The sequence below is a fragment of the Idiomarina sp. genome (assembly GCF_048265525.1).
In the GTDB taxonomy this organism is placed as follows: domain Bacteria; phylum Pseudomonadota; class Gammaproteobacteria; order Enterobacterales; family Alteromonadaceae; genus Idiomarina.
The window spans coordinates 397602-417309 of sequence record NZ_JBLXBI010000002.1 but is presented as its reverse complement, the minus strand read 5'-3'; the positions used below and the strand labels follow the sequence as shown (position 1 = coordinate 417309).

18 protein-coding genes are annotated in these 19708 nt (G+C 45.7%); 7 read left to right on the top strand and 11 right to left on the bottom strand.

The features are described 5' to 3' along the window. Positions 1-2: 2 nt before the first annotated feature. Genes ACN0TF_RS07455 through ACN0TF_RS07440 form a run of 4 tightly spaced genes read left to right on the top strand, consistent with a single transcriptional unit; the run spans position 3 to position 3828 of the window. Complete coding sequence (locus tag ACN0TF_RS07455) at positions 3-1025, top strand: ABC transporter permease (protein ID WP_417441400.1); 1023 nt, start codon at positions 3-5, stop codon at positions 1023-1025. Then, the gene (gene yjfF / locus ACN0TF_RS07450) at positions 1022-1981 is read left to right on the top strand and encodes a galactofuranose ABC transporter, permease protein YjfF (RefSeq protein ID WP_110014185.1); all 960 of its coding nucleotides are present in this window, start codon (positions 1022-1024) and stop codon (positions 1979-1981) included. The genes ACN0TF_RS07455 and yjfF overlap by 4 nt, the downstream gene beginning before the upstream one ends. Further along, a complete protein-coding gene (locus tag ACN0TF_RS07445; RefSeq protein ID WP_417441399.1) occupies positions 1974-2855 on the top strand; it encodes an SMP-30/gluconolactonase/LRE family protein in 882 nt (293 codons plus the stop codon). Before yjfF ends, ACN0TF_RS07445 begins: the two co-directional genes overlap by 8 nt. Further along, the gene (locus ACN0TF_RS07440) at positions 2848-3828 is read left to right on the top strand and encodes a family 43 glycosylhydrolase (protein ID WP_417441398.1); all 981 of its coding nucleotides are present in this window, start codon (positions 2848-2850) and stop codon (positions 3826-3828) included. Before ACN0TF_RS07445 ends, ACN0TF_RS07440 begins: the two co-directional genes overlap by 8 nt. A gap of 10 nt (positions 3829-3838) precedes the next feature. Here ACN0TF_RS07440 and ACN0TF_RS07435 read toward each other — a convergent pair whose 3' ends face one another. The 3 genes from ACN0TF_RS07435 to ACN0TF_RS07425 all read right to left on the bottom strand — a co-directional run bounded on the left by ACN0TF_RS07435 (position 3839) and on the right by ACN0TF_RS07425 (position 8612). Next, on the bottom strand, positions 3839-6199 hold the full coding sequence (locus ACN0TF_RS07435) for a beta-L-arabinofuranosidase domain-containing protein (protein WP_417441397.1): 2361 nt from the start codon (positions 6197-6199) through the stop codon (positions 3839-3841). Between the two features lie 61 nt (positions 6200-6260). Next, entirely contained in the window at positions 6261-7208 is a 948-nt protein-coding gene (locus tag ACN0TF_RS07430; RefSeq protein ID WP_417441396.1) for a family 43 glycosylhydrolase, read from the bottom strand. 27 nt (positions 7209-7235) lie between these two features. Next, a complete protein-coding gene (locus ACN0TF_RS07425; protein WP_417441395.1) occupies positions 7236-8612 on the bottom strand; it encodes an MFS transporter in 1377 nt (458 codons plus the stop codon). 173 nt (positions 8613-8785) lie between these two features. Between ACN0TF_RS07425 and ACN0TF_RS07420 the strand changes: the two genes are divergently transcribed. The 3 genes from ACN0TF_RS07420 (at position 8786) to ACN0TF_RS07410 (ending at position 14792) form a co-directional block, all read left to right on the top strand. Continuing rightward, on the top strand, positions 8786-9820 hold the full coding sequence (locus tag ACN0TF_RS07420; protein WP_417441394.1) for an arabinan endo-1,5-alpha-L-arabinosidase: 1035 nt from the start codon (positions 8786-8788) through the stop codon (positions 9818-9820). A gap of 252 nt (positions 9821-10072) precedes the next feature. Beyond that, entirely contained in the window at positions 10073-11842 is a 1770-nt protein-coding gene (locus ACN0TF_RS07415) for a family 43 glycosylhydrolase (RefSeq protein ID WP_417441393.1), read from the top strand. Positions 11843-11948: 106 nt separating this feature from the next. Then, the gene (locus ACN0TF_RS07410) at positions 11949-14792 is read left to right on the top strand and encodes a TonB-dependent receptor (RefSeq protein WP_417441392.1); all 2844 of its coding nucleotides are present in this window, start codon (positions 11949-11951) and stop codon (positions 14790-14792) included. A 72-nt stretch (positions 14793-14864) separates the two neighbouring features. On the opposite strand, the gene ACN0TF_RS07405 is transcribed toward ACN0TF_RS07410, so the two are convergent. The 8 genes from ACN0TF_RS07405 to ACN0TF_RS07370 all read right to left on the bottom strand — a co-directional run bounded on the left by ACN0TF_RS07405 (position 14865) and on the right by ACN0TF_RS07370 (position 19699). Further along, positions 14865-15386, bottom strand: a complete 522-nt coding sequence (locus ACN0TF_RS07405) for a GrpB family protein (protein ID WP_417441391.1) — start codon at positions 15384-15386, stop codon at positions 14865-14867. 33 nt (positions 15387-15419) lie between these two features. Then, positions 15420-15830: a nucleotide triphosphate diphosphatase NUDT15 gene (locus ACN0TF_RS07400; RefSeq protein WP_417441390.1), complete on the bottom strand. Its 411-nt coding sequence runs from the start codon at positions 15828-15830 to the stop codon at positions 15420-15422. A gap of 39 nt (positions 15831-15869) precedes the next feature. Next, positions 15870-16274 (bottom strand): hypothetical protein, encoded by a 405-nt coding sequence (locus ACN0TF_RS07395; RefSeq protein ID WP_417441389.1) that lies wholly within the window; start codon positions 16272-16274, stop codon positions 15870-15872. 185 nt (positions 16275-16459) lie between these two features. Continuing rightward, entirely contained in the window at positions 16460-17305 is an 846-nt protein-coding gene (locus ACN0TF_RS07390; RefSeq protein ID WP_417441388.1) for a metallophosphoesterase family protein, read from the bottom strand. A 146-nt stretch (positions 17306-17451) separates the two neighbouring features. Continuing rightward, on the bottom strand, positions 17452-17985 hold the full coding sequence (locus ACN0TF_RS07385; protein WP_417441387.1) for a DinB family protein: 534 nt from the start codon (positions 17983-17985) through the stop codon (positions 17452-17454). A 133-nt stretch (positions 17986-18118) separates the two neighbouring features. Next, positions 18119-18475 carry a hypothetical protein gene (locus tag ACN0TF_RS07380; RefSeq protein ID WP_417441386.1) on the bottom strand — a complete coding sequence of 119 codons (357 nt, stop codon included), beginning with the start codon at positions 18473-18475 and terminating at the stop codon, positions 18119-18121. 35 nt (positions 18476-18510) lie between these two features. Beyond that, positions 18511-19059: a hypothetical protein gene (locus ACN0TF_RS07375; RefSeq protein ID WP_417441385.1), complete on the bottom strand. Its 549-nt coding sequence runs from the start codon at positions 19057-19059 to the stop codon at positions 18511-18513. Positions 19060-19276: 217 nt separating this feature from the next. After that, positions 19277-19699 carry a GNAT family N-acetyltransferase gene (locus tag ACN0TF_RS07370; protein ID WP_417441384.1) on the bottom strand — a complete coding sequence of 141 codons (423 nt, stop codon included), beginning with the start codon at positions 19697-19699 and terminating at the stop codon, positions 19277-19279. Positions 19700-19708: the final 9 nt, after the last annotated feature.

Below are 19708 nucleotides of genomic sequence, written 5' to 3'. Positions count from 1 at the left end.
CAATGAACACAGAAACATCACATTCTTTTGCAGAGCGGCTGCTTAAATCACGCTACATCTGGCCCCTGGCCGCCCTGCTGTTAATGTTAATATTTAATTTGCTGCTGGACGCCTCATTCTTAGACATTCATTTTGATAACGGCCGTTTCTACGGTAATCCGATTGATATTCTCCACCGCAGTGCTCCGGTCGCGTTGTTAGCCATTGGCATGACAGTTGTAATTGCCACCGGCGGAATTGACCTGTCGGTAGGTGCCGTGATGGCCATTGCCGGAGCAGTTTGTGCCAATTTACTGGTGGCCACGGACGTCAGTCTGTTTACGGTTCTCGTGGCCGGTATCGCCAGTGGTTTGTTATGCGGCTTAATCAACGGCGCTCTGGTCAGTTATATGGGCATTCAGCCTATTATAGCGACGCTGCTATTAATGGTGACCGGTCGCGGCATCGCCCAGCTCCTTAACGACGGTCAGATAGTTACCTTTCAGCATGCAGGGTTCAGCTGGTTGGGAAGCGGCACTCTGCTTGGCATTCCCGTCACTATATGGCTGGTGCTGCTGGTTTTTGTCATCAGTCAGTTAATGCTGCGGCGCACTGCATTGGGGCTTTTTGTCGAAGCCGTTGGCTGCAATTCAAGCGCCAGCCGTTATCTCGGAATTAATGACCGCACCGTAAAACTGATGGCCTACCTGTTAACAGGCTTTTGCGCCGCTCTGGCTGGCATTATAAGCGCCGCCGATATCAACGGCTCAGACGCGAATAATGTCGGCCTATGGCTCGAGCTTGATGCCATCCTGGCGGTGGTACTCGGCGGTGCTGCGTTAAGCGGCGGGCGCTTTTCTATTCCCTTGTCGTTGCTTGGCGTACTCATTATTCAAACGCTGAACACAACCATTATGGTCAGCGGGATGCCCTCTAAACTTAATTTATTGATAAAAGCACTGGCAGTGGTGCTGGTATTGCTACTGCAGTCCGATATTTTCCGCAAGCAAATTAGCGGACTGGCCGGCAAATGGAGACACTCATGATTGCACGTCGATTTGTTCCCCTGCTCGCCACATTCTCTTTATTGGTGGTCATGTTTATTATTGGCGGCTTTCAGTTTGAAGGTTTCGCCAGTTTGCAGGTCGTTACTAACTTACTGACTGATAATGCGTTTTTATTAGTCGTCGCCTTAGGCATGACGCTGGTTATTCTCTCCGGCGGCATTGATTTATCTGTTGGTGCAGTGGTCGCACTAAGTGGTGTACTGTGCGCTGTGCTCATAAGCGAGTATCAATGGCATCCGCTGCTGGTCTTTCCTTTGGTACTGGTTATCGGGACGCTGTTCGGTACTCTAATGGGCAGCCTGATTTACTTTTACAAGCTTCAACCTTTTATTGTAACCCTGGCGGGTATGTTTTTTGCGCGAGGGCTGGCAACCACCATTAGTGAAGAGTCCGTAGGCATTGATCATCCTTTATATTATGCCGTTGCTGATTCCGGCATTGCACTTCCCGGCAATGCCTGGCTCCCGAGTTACGCTATTATTGTTATTGCGGTATTAGCCGGGCTTTTTTTGCTCACTCACTACAGTCGTTTTGGCGGCTACATTTACGCTATTGGTGGCAATAGCCAGTCAGCAGCACTAATGGGCGTGCCTATAGCACGAAGTACTATTGGCATTTACGCCATGTCCAGTTTCCTGGCTGCTTTTGCAGGCATTCTCTATACCTTTTATACCTTTTCCGGCTATGCCTTAACCGGTATTGGCATGGAGCTCGACGCCATCGCCGCGGTGGTTATTGGTGGTACGCTGTTAACCGGCGGTAGTGGGTATATTTTAGGGACATTATTAGGGGTGATGCTTATGGGCATTATCCAGACCTATATTATCTTTGAAGGCACCTTAAATAGCTGGTGGGCGCGCATTGCTATAGGCTTACTGTTGTTCGTTTTCATTGCCTTGCAAAAAGTTCTCAACCGGAGTTCTCAACGTGGATAATTGTCATTTTATAACCAGCATTGATGTGACTAACCGACTTGGTGAAGGCATTGTCTGGCATTCATTAACCAATACCCTGTGGTGGACAGACATTCACGGTTGCCAACTCCATTGTTACCACTGGCACACTAAAGAATTGGAAACCTGGAGCACACCAGAACGCCTGACTGCGTTTTCTATCATCGGCACAGAGCCCGTAAAAATGATGGTCAGTTTTGCTTCAGGTTTCGCCACTTACGAACCCGAAACACAGCAGGTTGAATGGATAGCCCGACCAGAACAAGAGCTTAACGGGCACCGTTTTAACGACGGTCGCACTGATCGCCAGGGACGTTTTTGGTCAGCCACTATGGTCGAACAGGACGAAGGCCTAAAAGGTAGCCTCTATCGTGTTGATGTAACTGGCTGCCATGCGGTGCTTGGAGGTTTCCAAATTCCTAACGCACTGTGTTGGAACCAGGAAGGCACGCGTATGTATCACGCAGATACGCCAACAGGGACTATTCGTCAGTATGACTTTGATCCATTAAACGGGGTTCCTTCAAACTCTCAAGTATTTGCTTCGGTTCCACAGGGCGAGCCCGATGGGGCAATTGTCGATGCGCAAGGCTGTCTGTGGGTTGCTCTTTGGGGTGGTAATGGCGTAGCGCGCTTCAGTTCAGACGGGAAACTCGACGGCATTCTCGAACTGCCCGTGTCCCAACCGACTTGTGTTGCTCTTGGCGGTCCCAATATGGACATACTCTTTGTAACCTCTGCCACCGAAGGGCTTACGTCAGAGCAAAAAATCAGGGAGCCTTTAGCCGGCTCTGTTCTTATTTACCAGACAGGCTCTCGCGGCCTGCCAGAACCTAAAGTAAATTATTATGACTAACTATCTGGCCTTACTCAGTTTACTTTTCTTTCCTTTATTCGCCGCGGCCGACGTGTTAATTCCACAGCGTGCCGACCCCTGGGTGCTCAAAGTTGACGACAACTACTATTTTACCGCTTCAGTACCAGAGTTTGATCGTATCGAACTGCGACGAGCAGAGTCGGTAGCAGGTTTAGCCGAAGCTGACGTTAAAACCATATGGCAGCAACGCGAACAAGGTGATATGAGCGCCAATATCTGGGCTCCGGAAATACATCGCATTGATGGCGCCTGGTACATTTATTTTGCCGCAGGCCGCGCCGATGCTCCTTTTGATATAAGAACCTACGTTCTGGAAAACAAAAGTGAAGACCCACTTACTGGTGAGTGGAAAGAGCTCGGACAATTACAGACCGCCTGGGATACTTTTACTCTGGATACCACTCACTTTCGTCATAAGGGCACCAATTATCTTGTCTGGGCTCAGCATCATCCAGAGCATGATTACAACTCAGCCCTTTTCATAGCTGAACTGCTCAGTCCGACAAAAGTGGGCCCACAAACCAAAATTTCGGAGCCTGAGTTTGAATGGGAAACGAAAGGATACGCGGTGAATGAAGGTGCTTCGGCGTTAATTCGAAATGGCCGGATCTTCCTGAGCTTTTCATCCAGCGCAACCGACGAAAACTATGCCACCGGACTGTTATGGGCTGACGCCGATGCAGACTTACTGGATGCAAATACCTGGCAAAAGTCAGAAGAGCCAGTATTTTATACTAACCCAGAACTAAAACGTTACGGACCTGGACATGGCAGCTTTACCGTTGACCAAGATGGTCGCGATTTAGTGATTTACCATGCGCGCAGCTACCGTGAAATTGACGGTAACTCCTTACATGATCCAAATCGCAACACCCGGGTTCGGTTACTTAGGTGGAGTGACGACGGGTTCCCTGATTTTGCTCAACAGGAACCCGACCTGAAACTCGAATAAGCTAAGGTGGTTAATCTGCGGCGTGTTTTAGCAAACGAACGCCGTAGATGCCACCAGCAATGCTGCCTTCATGTGCTTCAAAACGTACTGTTAACGTACTTTCATCGTGCAACTCTTCAGGTAACTCGTACTCGCGGCTAAACAGCTTAGCCCCCTGCTCTCCCTTTAAATGCACGCTGGTCAATTGCTCACCGTTAACCAGAACATCGAATCGGCGATCGCTGTCGCCACCAAAGTAGGTAAGTCTTAATACTCTGGCCTGCCCTTTCGGGTTTTTCATTTCATACCTGAACCAGCCAGAGGCGTCACGCCAGTGGTCGCCGTTATTAACCCCAGCCTGGGTATCTTCACCTTTGAAGTAATGATCCGCCTCAGGTTGCTGCTCGCCCGGTATTAAGCTATCTACCGTCAACTCTTCTAACTGTTGGCGTTCTTCACTCAACGACGACTGAGCGGCGCGGAATTGGTCGGCCTTTTCTTCCGGACTATAAGGCCAGTAGAGCATGTAGCGCGAGTCATGTAGTCTAAAGAATGGAATTAAACGCGTACTACCACTCTGTGCTGGCTGCACCAGATCCTTAACCTCAAAGGTTAGCGGCTCGCCCGCTACCGGCTTTATTTTATCCAGAAAATCCGGACTGTCCGCGACAAACATAGGCACTGATTCAAGCGGACATTGCTCTCCCTGAGCAATGTGTCCCATGCGGCTGTCGTCGGCGACAAAATTAAGCTGCTCGCCCGGCATCGGGTCGGTTTTTGCGGCCAAAACAATAGGCCCGAATAACACCGCATAGTAGTCACTTTTATCCGGCATTTGTTCTAGGGAAAGCTGCATAGGAAGCTGCAGCTCAACCTTATCACCCGGTTTCCAGTTGCGTTGAATGCTAATGTACTCTCCGGGTGACGCGATCACTTCCCGCGCTTCACCATTCACGCTAAGACTGGCCTGACCCGATTCCACCCATTTGGGGTAACGTAACTTCAGAGCCACATCCGTTTTTTGGTTAATGGTAATGCTAACGGAATCGTCGTCCGGAAAACGGGTGTTCATCGTTAAATCCAGTCCCCGCTCCTGCCATTGCAGACGCGAAGGAATAAACAGATTCACATATAGAGACTGCTCGTCACTGGCATAAATCATGCGTCCGTACTTGGCATGACTTTCAATACCCGAACCAACACAGCACCACATGCCATCATGCACTGCAGAATAAACCCGGTAGTGATTCGGTCGCATAGGCGTGAAGTAAACCAGACCGCCACTTTGCGGGTGCTGAGAAGACAAAATATGGTTGTACAGAGTGCGCTCATAGTAATCAATATAACGGGTTTCAGCACCGCGCTGGTAAAGCAACCTGGACAGCTTGAGCATGTTATAACTGTTACAGGTTTCCGGCCCTTCAACGTCCTCAATCATGTCGCTGAAATCGTCACTGTCATGAAAGTGTTCACGCACACTATTACCACCAATAGCAACAGTGCGTTTTTTGACAACATTCCGCCAGAAATACTCGGCGGCCTCACCATAAGCCTCATCACCCGCGACACCATGCACACGCTCAAAACCTACAACTTTTGGGATTTGGGTATTGGCATGCAAACCGTCTAGTTGGTCCTTATGCTGACTTAAAGGCTGTAAAATTTGCTGATGGGAAAATTGCCGTGCCAGATGCAGGTATTTCTCTTCGCCCGTAATTTCATAGACATCGGCAAATACAATATTCAGTCCACCGTGCTCACTCACCAACATTTGCTGAATTTGTTCATCAGACAATTCACTGACTAATTCAATTGTCCAGTCTGTCAGCGCCAGCAACATCTGCAGCGCTTTCTCGTTATCCGTATAGCGATAAACGTCACGCAGTCCGGCATACACTTTATCCAGGTTATACCAGGGAACCCATTTATCGTTCAGCACAAAAAGATCGGCATCAATATTACCAGCCTGAATTTCTTCCCACATGGCTTCACCGCCTGGAATACCACCTAAATACCCATTACCATTGGCTTTCTGCACTTCTGCCAGTGAGTTCAGCATATACTGCAAACGCTGGTGTATTTCTTCATTGCCGGTTGCAGCATAAGTAAGTGCTAACCCACTTAGGTAGTGTCCGCCTATGTGTCCACCCAAACCGTCGCCTTCCCAGTTACCGTAGCTTGGCTCTGGGCTCTCAATACCTGCCTGCTGGCGATAAGGTGCGAGCAAACGATCAGCATCCAGCTCAAGTAAGTAGTTTAGATTAGTATCCTGAGCGTGTTTAAAAGGGCTGGGTAACAAACTGACCTTCTGTAAAGGCACAGTCTCTACCGACTGACTCTGGGCATGGGAAATAAAAGAAAGGGCAAGCAATAATGGAATAAGGTATTTCATAGTCAACTCCAAAAAAGACCCCGCTAGGGCGGGGTCAAGGGGACACTACTCGTTTTCGTTGTTACTCGTCTCTGGACGCTTTGCCAAAAACGGGCATGCCATCTTCATCCCAGCGCAGATGTTTCACATAAGTATGGCGGTTTGGATCCCACAATGGATCACCTTCAATTTCAGTGTAAGTGCGTGCATGGTAAACCAGCAATACAGACTCATCGTCTTCGGCGACAGTAAAACTGTTATGTCCGGGACCGAAAACTTCATCTTTAGGTTCGCTTACTAACACAGGTTTTGTCGACTTATGCCAGCTGGACGGATCCATCAAATCGGCGTCTTCATCCGCCCACAGTAGTCCCATGGCGTAGTTTTCGTCGGTAGCGCTGGCAGAGTAAGTCACGAATACTTTACCGTTACGCTGCAGTACCGCTGGTCCTTCATTTACCATAAAGCCTCGGCACTCCCACTCAAATTCAGGAATGGTCAGGCGAACAGGCTCTGACGACAGCGTCCATGGGTTCTCCATCGTCGCGATCAGAAGGTTAGAATTCCCCGGAATGTCTTTCTCTTTTTGGGCCCACATGTAGTAAAGCTGGCCCTTGTGAGTAAAGGTGGTTGCATCAAGACAAAAGGTATCAATACCCGTGTCTATCTGCCCCAGAAATTCCCACACCCCAGTTAGCGGATTTTCGTCTTTACAGCGAATGGCGTACATACGATGCTGGAACAAATCATCTTTAATTTCGCGACTGGGAGCCGCGGCAAAATACACATACCAGGCGCCTTCATTGAAATGAATTTCAGGAGCCCAGATAAGCTCAGAATAAGGGCCGGTATCCGGCTTATGCCATACCGAGACCGTTTCAGCAGAAGCAAGTCCCTCTATAGTCTGCGCTCTTCTTAACTCTATTCTGTCGTAGGCGGGCACCGACGCAGTAAAGTAATAGAATCCATCGCTATGCTTATAAATAAACGGATCAGCTCGTTGTTCTATTAAAGGTTTTAAAATTGACATATGCCCTCTATCGCTATTGTTAATACTTTATTTCTTCTCAGATTTTAACGTTGGAATAACCACTTCTTCGCCCTCTAAACCATCCGCTTTGATGGTCTTGAAGTATGTATCTGTAATTTTATATTTAAACATCAACAGTCCTGTTAACGTATGAAATAAACCGGGAACTACACTAAGCATGAGAGCAATACCGAACAGTGCAAATTCAGATTGCTCCTGATCTGGAACGTAACCGAAAAAGGTCAGAAGAGACCCGACAATAAACCCAGCTAGCCCCATGCCCGCTTTTTGCGCAAAAGAAATACCACCAAAAGCAAGACCAGAAACTCGTTCACCGGTTTCATGGTGACCGTAATCTACAGACTCTGATATAGCTGACCAAAAAACAGGAGCATGCAAATCAACCACGAAAGAAACAAGAAAGTACAAGACGAAAGCCATGACGACGTCGTTAGGGTTAACGAAAAAGAACAACATGACACTCAATACACCAACGGCTACCTGGCTATAGCGAAATAGCTTCACTTTGCAATACCGTTTAGTGATCCAGGTTGACGCTATCATAGCGAGTAACGCCGCTATCACTCCTGTCGCCAGGAACATTGATAACAGAGTACTTCCTCCGCCCAGATAATACTTAGCGTAGTAGGCCGCGACGGAACCACGAATGACATAACCTATAGTCCCCAGGACGCAGGCACCGACAAGAACTTGCCATTGGTCATTTTTTAACAGGATTTTGAACTGCTGCCACAAAGATTTAGGGTTAATTTCATGACGCACCCGCTCTGTTGTTGTAAAGAAACAGAACAGAAATAATACGGTTGCCATTAAAGCCATTAGCCCCATAGCAAACTGATAGCCCTGAGCTTCCTGTCCTTCGCCCCAACGCGCCGCCAAAATAGGTACAATAATAGTCACCAGAAAAGCCGCTATTTTCGCAAAAAACAGACGATAGCCGTTGGCAGACAAGCGGTCTTTAGGGTCGTTAGTCAGCACCCCAATAAGCGAAATGTAAGGGATAGTGACCGCCGTCGTCATGATAGTCATGAATATATAAGTGGAATATGCCCAGACTAACTTGCTGGCGTATTCTAAATCAGGAGTTGTAAATGTAAGGAAAACGGAAATGCCAAAGGGAACAGAGAAGAATAAAAAATAAGGACGATAACGTCCCCAGCGAGTATCAACTTTGTCCGTAATAACACCCATCAACGGGTCGGTGAAAGCATCTACAAACCGGACTAAAAGTAAAAGTAGCCCGACATCTTCAGGTTTTAGACCGAAAATATCGGTGTAGAAGAAAGTTATAATGAGCATCATGGAGGAAATGACGACGTTTACAGCCATGTCCCCAGAACCAAAACCAACTTTCTCCAGCGTTGTTAATTTTTGTGTTTTCACACATCCCCCGTCCGGCACATCATTATAAATTTGTTATCGAATTTTTTGATTGGTCATATTGTATTACTTATAAGTGGGTGTCAAGATACCTGATAGTAGGTAATTCAGTTTACGTTAACGTAAATAATTTTTTTATAATTAAAACGTACATAGATAAATAAGGGGTTCCACCTATGCCTAAAAATCACTCAATTAAGTGGCTTAGTGCACTGGCTATCTCAGCTTCTGTCAGTCTGAGTTCCGTCGCCAATGCAGAACAAGTGAGTATTCACGATCCGGTCATGGCTAAAGAAGGGGATACCTATTACCTCTTTTCAACCGGCCCTGGTATTACGTTTTATAGCTCAGACGATATGGAAAACTGGCAACATGAAGGACGCGTTTTTGCCGGCGAACCCGAGTGGGCTAAAGAAGTTGCACCAGAATTTGAAGGTCACTTATGGGCTCCGGATGTTTTTCACCATAATGATCAGTACTACCTGTATTATTCTGTTTCACAATTTGGCGAAAATACTTCTGCTATTGGCGTAACAGTGAATAAAACTTTAGACCAGGGCTCTTCTGAGTACGAATGGGAAGACAAAGGCATTGTCGTTCAGTCGGTACCTAACCGTGACCTCTGGAATGCTATTGATCCGAACATCATTATTGATGACGACGGTACACCCTGGATGAGTTTCGGCTCTTTCTGGGCTGGTATGAAACTGGTAAAAATGAAAGATAACCTGACCGAGATTGCCCAGCCCGAAGAGTGGTATACCCTGGCTAAGCTCGACAGACCCGCATTTACACCAGACGCTGAAGCCGGACCGGCTGAAATTGAAGCGCCCTTTATTTTCAAGCATAAAGATTACTACTACTTATTCGTTTCCTATGGCAAATGCTGCCGGGGAGCAGACAGCACCTACCATATGGCCGTTGGTCGCTCAAAAGATGTGAAAGGCCCTTACCTTGATAAAGACGGTGTCGATATGGCGAAAGGTGGCGGCTCTATCGTACTTAAAGGTAATGACGACTGGTATGGCGTTGGTCATAACAGCATTTACAACTTTGGGGACACTGACTATTTAGTTTTTCATGCCTATGAAGCCGCAGACAAAGGCTTGCAAAAGCTAAAAATAGCACCAGTTAACTGGTCGGATGGGTGGCCTGAAATCGATAAGTCGATACTTGAAAACTACCAAAGTGAGCTCATAAAAAAGAACTAAAAATCAGCCTGACATCCTATACAGGGAAGCATTTTGAGGAGTGACACAACTCTGAAAAAGCTTCCCTTATTTTTGCTCTCAACAACTCAGTTAACGTAAACGTTAACCAATGTTTTTTTGAATTTAGGGTTGCAACGGTCAAATACTGGTCATACACTCAACCGTAATATAGTAATACAAATACAGTTAACGTGAACGTCAACCTCATTAGCCGAGTGTTAATAAACGAATAAGAATAAGGCAGACGAGAATATGGCTTTAGGTAAGTTTTCATCATTGAAATTAAAAGCTTTGGTCATCGCAGGTTTCCTGGTGCCAGCTTTTGGCACTTACGCCGAAGAAAATACGCAAGACACTTTTACAAACCCAATTTACGAAAACGGCGCAGACCCCTGGCTGGAGTACTTTGATGGTAACTACTACCTGACAACGACCACCTGGACCTCGCAGCTTGTTATGCGTAAGTCCCCTACTCTAGCTGGTCTGGCCGACGCCGAGCCAGTTTACCTTTGGTCAGAAACAAGCGCTGAGCGTTGCTGTAACTTCTGGGCGTACGAATTTCATCGATTAAAGGGCCCCGACGGTTACCGTTGGTACATGATGTTTACTTCTGGCCGTCAGGAAGACCTTGGGGGACAACACTTAACGGTACTCGAAAGTGCTGGTGATGATCCTATGGGTCCTTACACGCTTAAAGGCTCACCTATGCCTGACAGCTGGAACATTGACGGAAACTATCTACAGTACGACGACAAACTGTATTTACTGTGGTCCGAATGGGTAAACGCCGGTCAGGAAGACGAAGCTCAGTTGAACTGGATTGCTGAAATGAAAAACCCATGGACCATAACCGGCGAGCGCAAGGTATTAACCCGCCCCGAATACGACTGGGAGCGATCTGGTCGCCCAGTAACTGAAGGAGCCGAAACCTTACAGAAAGACGGTAGAACCTTTGTTATTTATTCCGGCAGTTATTGCGACACGCCGGACTATAAATTGGGACTTATTGAGCTAACCGGGAACGACCCTCTTAACCCGAACCATTGGGAGAAAAATCCTGAGCCCGTTTTTGAACGCGGCAATGGTGTGTATGGTCCCGGACATAACGGCTTCTTTTCTTCTCCTGACGGTACCGAAGACTGGATCATTTATCACGGCAATAGCAAAGAAACGGATGGGTGCAGCGCGACTCGTTCATTGCGAGCCCAACCATTTACCTGGAACGACGATGGTACCCCGAACTTTGGTGAGCCTGTACCGGAAGGAGAACCCGTAAACGTACCTTCGGGCGAAGACGGTCCGTTCAAGGTTACCCCACAAGGTGCGTCTTTTGCTATTCGCAGTGCCGCAGACAATCAATGTTTAGCTGATGCAGACTCGACCGCTGAATGCACCAATGACAACCAGTGGGTTATAGACCCAATTGGTGATGGCGAATTTCGTTTGGCTAATGCTGAGGGCGAGTACCTGACAGCAGCCACATGCGGCACTGATAATAGCGCCTGGGAAAATAAAAGCTGCCAGAAATGGCAAGTCAGCACCGACGACAACGGCTACTTGTCTTTTATTAACCTTGAGTCGAACGAATCATTGCAGGGCCAGTGGCAGTTAAGCACGAATGAGCCGGTCGTAATGCAGAGTCGTCAAAGCGGCAAAGTCGCAAGCCTGGAAGACAACCAACTAGTACAACAGAACTGGGTCAATGACGCTTCGCAGCACTGGCATATTCGCAACGCGGAACATGGGTTTGTAAACCTGGTGAATACAGCAAACGAAAAGTGTCTGGCTATTGAAAATAACTCACTGGCCGCAGGCGCAACTGTAACCACAGGCGAATGTGCTAGCGATGCCGGTCAGTGGCAATTACAGCTTCACAGTAGCGGCGCCATGGAGATTATTTCACGTCATTCTGGCTTAACGCTCGATTTAGCAAGCTGCGGACTTAAGGAGGGGATGTCCATTAACCAGGCTCCCGCTAATGACACCTTATGTCAGCATTTTTTTATAAGACAAGTGCAGTAGAACAATAACTTATAGCAGTAGGTTACCTTCGGGTTTTATTCGAATAATAAACGCCACTATCAATAAAACAAAAAAAGTTAGCGGCAAGATAGGAAGGGAAATTTTCATGTTTAAGAAAAAATTACTAGCAACGTCAATTATGCTGGCTTTAATGCCAGGAATGGCTTTAGCCCAGCAACAAGCTGAAGACGAAAATGCGGCGCAACAAGAAGAATCCTCCGATGCTATGGAAGTTATTCAGGTATCAGGTATACGCGGCAGTTTAAACAAGGGACTAGCTGAAAAGCGCGGCAGTGTGCAAATTGTCGATGCGATTATTGCTGAAGATATTGGTAAGTTCCCTGATAATAACGTGGTTGAAGCATTACAGCGCGTAACCGGGGTGCAAACTACAGGACGGGGTGCAGGTGAAGTTACCACTGTATCAATCCGCGGTTTAACAGATGTGCATACCACAGTGAACGGACGTAATATCTTTACAGGCTCTGGTCGAGATGTGTCTCTGCAAGATATTCCAGCAAGTTTACTGTCTGGTGTTACCGTTTATAAAACTCGTTCAGCTGATCACGTTGAACGTGGTATTGCAGGTTCAATCGACATAAAAACTCATCGCCCATTCAATTTCGAAGGTGAGAAAGTCGTTTTAGCTGCTCGTGGTATTTATTCAGATCAACCGGATGAAATAGATCCAAATATCAGTGCGCTGGTCAGTAATCGCTGGGATCTCGATGGTGCAGGAGAGTTCGGGGCATTGCTTAATGTGTCTTACGCAGAAACTCATTACCGCGATGATACTATTACTGCAGGAGCAGCATTTCCATTTTTTACAGATCAACCAGCAACAGGTTATTCACCTTACTCGCGTATTCCAAATAGAGATTCACAAGGGAATCTGATCTGGCAGGGAGGTCGAGAAGACGGATTGCCTACAGAGCCGGGATCAACGCTCAATGTTGATGGCGTACCGACAGAGTATTTAGTCGCCCGTGATGCCATATTTGGCACTTCTTTTACAGGTCTCCGTAAACGTCCGGCAGCTTCTGTTTCATTACAGTGGGCACTTGATGAGACACTAGAAATTACAGCCGAAGGTTTTTACACAGGGTATGAAAATAACTCTCAAAATGCTTTATGGTTTTCAAACACTTTTGAAAATGGCAATGGCAGTATTGATGCGCCCGTCATTTTCGACGGCACGAATGTCGTAAAAGAAAAGCAAGCGATTGGTGCGGGAGGTTTTCAAAGTGGTGATTCTAACGCAGAAAAAACTGATAGCTACTTATATGCTTTAGGTGCCGAGTGGCTACCTAATGATTACTTGACTATTAATACTGAAGTTGTGTACCAAGAAAGTGAATATGAAAGTGACTTTTTTGCTATGCGTTTTGACCGTGTAGCACCGGGCCTGGATGTTGATTTCAATAATAATGATGGTATCCCTGGAATCTCATTTTGGGATGACCCAGATACTGCTGTAAACGAAGCCGATATGGCGGCGGTTGAGAACTGGAACGCAGGCACTCTGTATGATAACGGCGACGGTAACCGGGGTGACTCTTTAGCATTTACCTTTGATGCCGAGTATTTAGTTGGTAATGCCTATATTAACAAAGTGAAGTTTGGCGGGCGTTATGAAGACCGCACCGCTGAAGCGTTCACTCGTACTCAAGAAAGCGGTATTGCAAATACATCCGTAGCCAGTTTAATTGAACAACTGGCGGAGGGCGGCGCATCGGATGATGGTTCGGGCGTAGTGTATCAAGTTGACGACTACCTCGATGGTCGGGCAGATGTATTTGACAGCTTTATTACTACTGACGGCGGCTACTTACTTAACAATGCCAGTGTAATACGCGACATTTATGGCCTTGAAGCCGAAGATGTATATAAAACCTTTGATATTCAAGAGGAATCTTATGCGTTATACGCTACAACAAATTTCTTTTTAACAGAGAATATCAGTGGCGAACTTGGTGTTCGTTACGTTGAATACAAACAAGATATGGCATTTACAGCTGAAACAGGCACAAATACTAATGTGTTTGAGTCAAGCTCAGCTAAAGCTGACGCAAGCAAAGTACTGCCAAGTTTAATGTTAAATTGGAATATTACTGATGACGTTGTTGGGCGTGTTGCTTATACAGAAACCTTACGTATGCCTGCCTTTGCTGACTTAAATGCACTTCAATATTGGACTGACCCTCTCACCGAAGGTGCTACTTATGGTGAAGGTACCGGCGGTAATCCAGATCTTGAACCAACTGAATCGAAAAACTATGACTTGTCGTTAGAGTGGTATTTTGCAGACTCTAGTTCAATTTATGGTGCTTACTTTAAGCGGGAAATCGAAGGGCTTGTAGTACCGGGTCGTAAAACCGTTGTTCGTGAAGGCAATGATGGTGTAACCCGTCCTTATGTCTTAAGTGCACCTGTGAATGCGTCTAACGGCGAGTTATCTGGTTTTGAATTAGGGGCAGTTTACTTCCCTGAAAACTTACCATCTATGCTCGACGGGTTAGGCGTGCAGGCCAGCTTCACTTTACTTGATTCATCACAAAATACCCCAGATTATGATGAAGAAGGTAATATCTCTAATTATATTGATTCAAACATGGCTGGTGTTTCTGATGAGTCGTACAGCATTGTCGGTATTTACGAGCGTGACTCATTCGACATGCGTTTATCGTATGTATGGCGTTCAGAGTTCTACACGGGTAATGAAGCAGCTATATTTGCTAACCCATTACAATTCTGGAATCGTCCAGAACAAAGTTTAGACTTCCAGTTTAGCTACGACGTTACTGATGACTTTGTAGTTACATTTGATGCTACTAACATTCTTGATGACGTTTTCCAAAGCTATTATGGCGAAGGTAACGATAATCTGTTCAACTTTAGTAACGGTGTTTACTCTCGCACATTCGCATTGGGCGTGCGTTACTCGTTCTAATTTAGATTACAGAATAAGTCAGACTAAAACAAAAAAGCTACCAATTATTGGTAGCTTTTTTTATTCGAGTCATCAAGCCTTTAGCTTATTGAGCACAGATTTAACAAAGGGTGATTTGAGCTTGCCGTATGCGTCTTGTTCTTTAATGCCCTGCTCCAAAATCGACTTTTTTGACAGCTCATACTCTTCTCGAGCCGAAGGGTTGGAGAGCAAATAATCTCTATAGTCTTTTTGTCTAACGTGTTCCTCAGAGCCTTTTTCAATCACATGGGCATGAACGAGGTACTTTTCGCCTTCATAAATTACTGCACCGTCTTTTCGGGGGCGCTCAGGAGGAAAAGGCTTTGCTGCAATTTGCTCCTGAAAGCCTAAAGACTTCAATCGGTCTATCGCTAAATCAATTTGGCCTTTTTCGTAAAGCACCGACAAATCGATAATACCTTTTCCACCGACCTTCGCAGACGTTGAACCAAAGTGCATAACGTCAATATCTTCGGTTTGAATTAATTGAATAAGCTCGCGGGCCACTAATAAATAGGTACTCGTCCATGGCTTAAAATCGGCGGGGACTTTTTCATATTTTACTATTTTCATAAACTCAACCTCAGCGGTATACAGCTTATAGGTTCAAAGCCAGTTGGTAAGAGTGTACCCCTGACGGATAAGCGTTTGTAATGGCGGAAATAGCGGCTGCGGAAGCTCGTTCCAGTCAAACCAGTCCCAACCTTCACACTTATCCGGCTCCAGAGCTTTAGCTTCGCCGCTCAAAGGCTCCGCCAGCGCAAAAATGGTTACATAGTGCTTATTATCTGCCTGGAACACGTTATTGGTGAAAGGCCCGTTCCGAACATTTGTGAGTTCCAGCCCTGTTTCTTCCAAAACTTCGCGTCGAGCACAGTCTTCAATCGACTCGCCAAATTCAAGATGTCCGCCTGGCGCAGACCAGGTACCAGCACCGTGAGCGCCTTTCCTTTTGCCCAGAAGTACACGATCATTTCGAATGATAAGAACACCCACTCCAACCTGCGGTGAAGACATAAATAAAACCTCCTTGTGGATTAATGCGTTAGCTCATTTTTATTCTTTCCAGAATAAATCAGCGGCGTCTTTCTCTCTGGCCATCGCTTGCATGTCCGGCATAACTTGCTTCCCCACAAATACGAATACATCCTCGTATACTGCGTTAACAACGTTCCAGCTTAATTCCGATTCACCGGCCAAAGCATATGGATGAAAACAAACCACTCTATCAGTAATTTTATTCCCGACTATTTCTAACCCCGCAAAATTGCCGTTATCTTCTCGGCGAGCGAAAACATAAACTTTCCCAGTGCCAGCTCCTCCTCCCCCAACACCTTCGGTAATAAATTCGTATTGGGAATTCCTGCCCAACAGAGTCCAGGGAGAAAAGTTGTGCAGGTTTTGGCTCAAAAACCATCGCAGAGAGTTGGGTAGATTTTCATCCGTTTTGAAGTCTGTCATTACATTCCCTTGTACGTCTAATCAGATAGTAGAAGCTGTTTATATTATCGATACTTCAAACACTTGTTGAGAAGGTTTGCTTTATCTTTACAACTTATCAGAAACGCTATTTGATGGGCAGAGGCAATGCAGAAACAAGGAAGAAAAACCTGCCGGTAGTTATTCCGACAGGCTTTTTGAAAACATTATTTACCAGGAAGTTCAAACCGATATTCGTGACGCGCCAGCGGCTTTCCAACGTCTACCTGGTAGGTTTCTACCAGTACCTGTCCGTCATCAAAAATACTGAATACACGAAACATTGGCGTGTGACGAGTTTCGTCCGGTATTTTTGTACGTTCCAGTGCGGGCATATGTAAATAATGAACACCATCAATTTGCTTAGAGTGGTTAACCCGTTCCATATCCATATGCAAATCGCCCGATATCACTGCTGCTAAATTCGGTTGCGCAACAATGTCTTCAAAGCCCTTGTGAGTAATACCTTTGTCCGCATTTTCAGGATACACACCCGTTTGTGCCCCGTGAACAACTAACAGTACCGGTTTCGGAGCCAGGCGCTCCACCTGCTTCCGCATCCAGGCAATACCCTCGTCGCCAAAATCCCGACCGAAATCCGGAGAAGCGAACACCAAAGCAACAGAGTCCTGCTCCAGAACGTAGCTTGGTTTCTCTATAGAAATTTTACCGTCATTCCACAAGTTCGCATATTTCAGGTAGCGCTCTACTGTATCCCCATGCTCCTCGTTGCCCATAATAGGATAGAACGGCAGGCTCAGGCGTTGCAGCACCGGCGTCACATTTTCGTATTGAATCACCGTGCCTTTATGCGCAATGTCACCCACGCCAACAACAAAATCCATAGTGCCGTCTTCCGCCAATTTGTTTACATCATCAACGGCGGCCGACACACCCGGGAATTCTGCTTTAGGCTTAGGCTCAGCATCACCCAGTACAGCAAACTTCAATACCAGACTGTCATCAGAACGAGAAGCCTCAGCACCATTAGCAAAAACGCTCGTTAAGGTCATGCATACTAGCAGGGAAATAACAGATAAAACGCGAATTACGGACATATAGCAAAGCTCTGTTGTTGGTGTTGAATCACGAGGGCGGATGCTATCGAATGAATGTGTCATTGGCATGACGCTTTAATGACAGCAGACTTAAAGCTTCACTACTCGCCCGGAATGATAGCCAACAAATCAGTAACACCAACATCGACACCGGCTTGTGAGAGTAACGTAGTGGTTTGCCCTCGGTGGTGTGTTTGATGGTTAAAAACATGAACCAGCAGACTAAAGAGTACCTTCTTAAACTCAATGCCTTTGGTGTTTTTGTAGGTGATTGTTTGTTGCAACTCGCTGTCCGTTACAACTTTTGATAAGGACAGAAATAGATTATCGAGATACAGCCTGTATTCAGCCAAATCTTTTAGTTTTGAATAGAGAATGGTATTCAATGCCTGCGGCATAGATAGCTGGGAAAGTGAGCTCAGTTCCCTGTGATGACTTAAGTCGGTAGACATACGCTTTAACCAAATGGTATCAGCCACGGCCAGATGATTCAGTGTGCCTATTATAGAACCAAAGAATGCCCCCCGGTTCTCGCTGAGTTGCTCGTCAGATAACTGAGAGCATGCATCGTAGAGTTTGAGATTCATCCATTGGTTATATTCGGCCATCAGACAAACATAACTGTTTTGTAGCACAGGAGTTTCTCCTTAGGTTTATTTTTCAGCAACCTAATCCGTCACACATTTTTTATCATTAGTTAGGGACACAGCCGCAGATCACTACCTCGGCAAAGCGCAAACCGGGGCTCTCCCCGGATTATGAGACTCATTATAATTTTGAACATGCTGTAACGTTATTTTCTTTAAACCCACATAATATCGGATACATTTTCGCATGCTCCTTTGTAGGAGCACTAATGTCCAACATATCTTTAAACCTTTTCCATCCATGTTCTGCCATCAACATGCAATAACTTAACTGTGAGTCTTTCTTACATTCGGTTTGAGCTCTTTTAAGCGCCGCATACTCTGCTTCACATACTTTTACTTTCTCTAATTTCTTGAAGGTTGCGGAGCAGTAATTAGAGCTCACGCCATTTTGATTAAGTGTATCCCATGAAACGCCTGAACTTGAGCAGCCGGCCATTAATATCACTACGGTGAGCATCATTGACTTCTTTATCATTTTATAAACCTTTTAATCCATATAACGAGTGGAGTTTATAAACCCGCTTTAATCAAATCGTCAATAATGACCTGAGATACCTGTTTAATATCCCTTGGTTCATCTTCTTCATCCCAAGAGAAAGATGCAATTTCTGCGGCCACCGCTAAATTTTTAAAGTATCCATAGCTCGTTGTATAACGCTTACTTGTAAAAGTAGATACTTCTTCTCCGTTATGAGAAATAATAAAATTATGGGAAACTCGGGGTTTATTTAATGCCTTACCACCTATGTTAACCATTCTTTCATAATCAATATTTATGGCCACTTCTAAAGCATCCTGATCTTCTTGAGCTAGAAGCCCGTTTTCTTGTAAGGTTTCTTCTAAATACTCTCTAAACTGCATTTCCAATTCTTTTTGATCAGCAAATTTGTCATCTTCCGGATTTGCACCATGACCAAGCGTCAGATTTACATTTACTTCAGAAAGCCTATAAATGACACTTTCTTTTTCTACTTGCATTGACTTAGAAGGAGGTGATGAAGGTGATGAGCTACAGGCACTCAAAAATATGGTCAGCGCTATCGCAACTATTGCTTTCATTGATGTTCCTTAATTTAGACTGGGAAGGTTCTTTATCTGAGCACTAAATTGCCCCAAAAATAGACAAGCAGATTACATAATTAAAAGGAACGACTCAACAAGATATTTACATTATTTTTTGGTAATAAAATAGGCTCGTTAAAAAGTCGGTAGGATTTATTCTCTCTTCAAAAATTAAGGTTGAGAACGGCTCCCTTTACTCTTCTCAAAGCTCTTATCAAAGAATAGAACGAACCATATAGTAAAAGCGGTCATCTTCGCTACTCACGCTAAAACCGGTACGCTGATATAACCGAACTGCGGGGCTACTTTTAAATACTTTCAACAGGAGTGTATTGACCTTCTCTTCCCTTGCAAGCTTTTCTGCCTGCGCGAGTGCCTGAGAACCAATTCCTCGCCCCTGATACCCTTCATCCACCTGCAAGTCTCGCAGGTGACAACCATCATCATCGAAAGACAGCCTGATAACGCCGACAGGTTCGCCCTCAAATAGAATGTCGAAATTCATCAGCTCACGCGTCATTTTCTCGATTTGCACGCTGTCCCACTCAACCGAATACTGTTCGTAGTATGAACGCATATTGGCAAGGGTCAGCTCTGCAGCGCTACTCAGGTTTTTAGCGGGACGGAAGGTAATCATAATAACTTC

What these genes read in the sequence shown, in the direction of transcription:
- ACN0TF_RS07430 (WP_417441396.1), bottom strand. Translation starts at nt 7,208, where the DNA reads ATGTCAATTTTAAAACCTTTAATAGAACAACGAGCTGATCCGTTTATT.
- ACN0TF_RS07415 (WP_417441393.1), top strand. Translation starts at nt 10,073, where the DNA reads ATGGCTTTAGGTAAGTTTTCATCATTGAAATTAAAAGCTTTGGTCATC.
- ACN0TF_RS07405 (WP_417441391.1), bottom strand. Translation starts at nt 15,386, where the DNA reads ATGAAAATAGTAAAATATGAAAAAGTCCCCGCCGATTTTAAGCCATGG.
- ACN0TF_RS07390 (WP_417441388.1), bottom strand. Translation starts at nt 17,305, where the DNA reads ATGACCTTAACGAGCGTTTTTGCTAATGGTGCTGAGGCTTCTCGTTCT.
- ACN0TF_RS07435 (WP_417441397.1), bottom strand. Translation starts at nt 6,199, where the DNA reads ATGAAATACCTTATTCCATTATTGCTTGCCCTTTCTTTTATTTCCCAT.
- ACN0TF_RS07370 (WP_417441384.1), bottom strand. Translation starts at nt 19,699, where the DNA reads ATGATTACCTTCCGTCCCGCTAAAAACCTGAGTAGCGCTGCAGAGCTG.
- yjfF (WP_110014185.1), top strand. Translation starts at nt 1,022, where the DNA reads ATGATTGCACGTCGATTTGTTCCCCTGCTCGCCACATTCTCTTTATTG.
- ACN0TF_RS07400 (WP_417441390.1), bottom strand. Translation starts at nt 15,830, where the DNA reads ATGTCTTCACCGCAGGTTGGAGTGGGTGTTCTTATCATTCGAAATGAT.
- ACN0TF_RS07410 (WP_417441392.1), top strand. Translation starts at nt 11,949, where the DNA reads ATGTTTAAGAAAAAATTACTAGCAACGTCAATTATGCTGGCTTTAATG.
- ACN0TF_RS07380 (WP_417441386.1), bottom strand. Translation starts at nt 18,475, where the DNA reads ATGATAAAGAAGTCAATGATGCTCACCGTAGTGATATTAATGGCCGGC.
- ACN0TF_RS07420 (WP_417441394.1), top strand. Translation starts at nt 8,786, where the DNA reads ATGCCTAAAAATCACTCAATTAAGTGGCTTAGTGCACTGGCTATCTCA.
- ACN0TF_RS07375 (WP_417441385.1), bottom strand. Translation starts at nt 19,059, where the DNA reads ATGAAAGCAATAGTTGCGATAGCGCTGACCATATTTTTGAGTGCCTGT.
- ACN0TF_RS07455 (WP_417441400.1), top strand. Translation starts at nt 3, where the DNA reads ATGAACACAGAAACATCACATTCTTTTGCAGAGCGGCTGCTTAAATCA.
- ACN0TF_RS07440 (WP_417441398.1), top strand. Translation starts at nt 2,848, where the DNA reads ATGACTAACTATCTGGCCTTACTCAGTTTACTTTTCTTTCCTTTATTC.
- ACN0TF_RS07395 (WP_417441389.1), bottom strand. Translation starts at nt 16,274, where the DNA reads ATGACAGACTTCAAAACGGATGAAAATCTACCCAACTCTCTGCGATGG.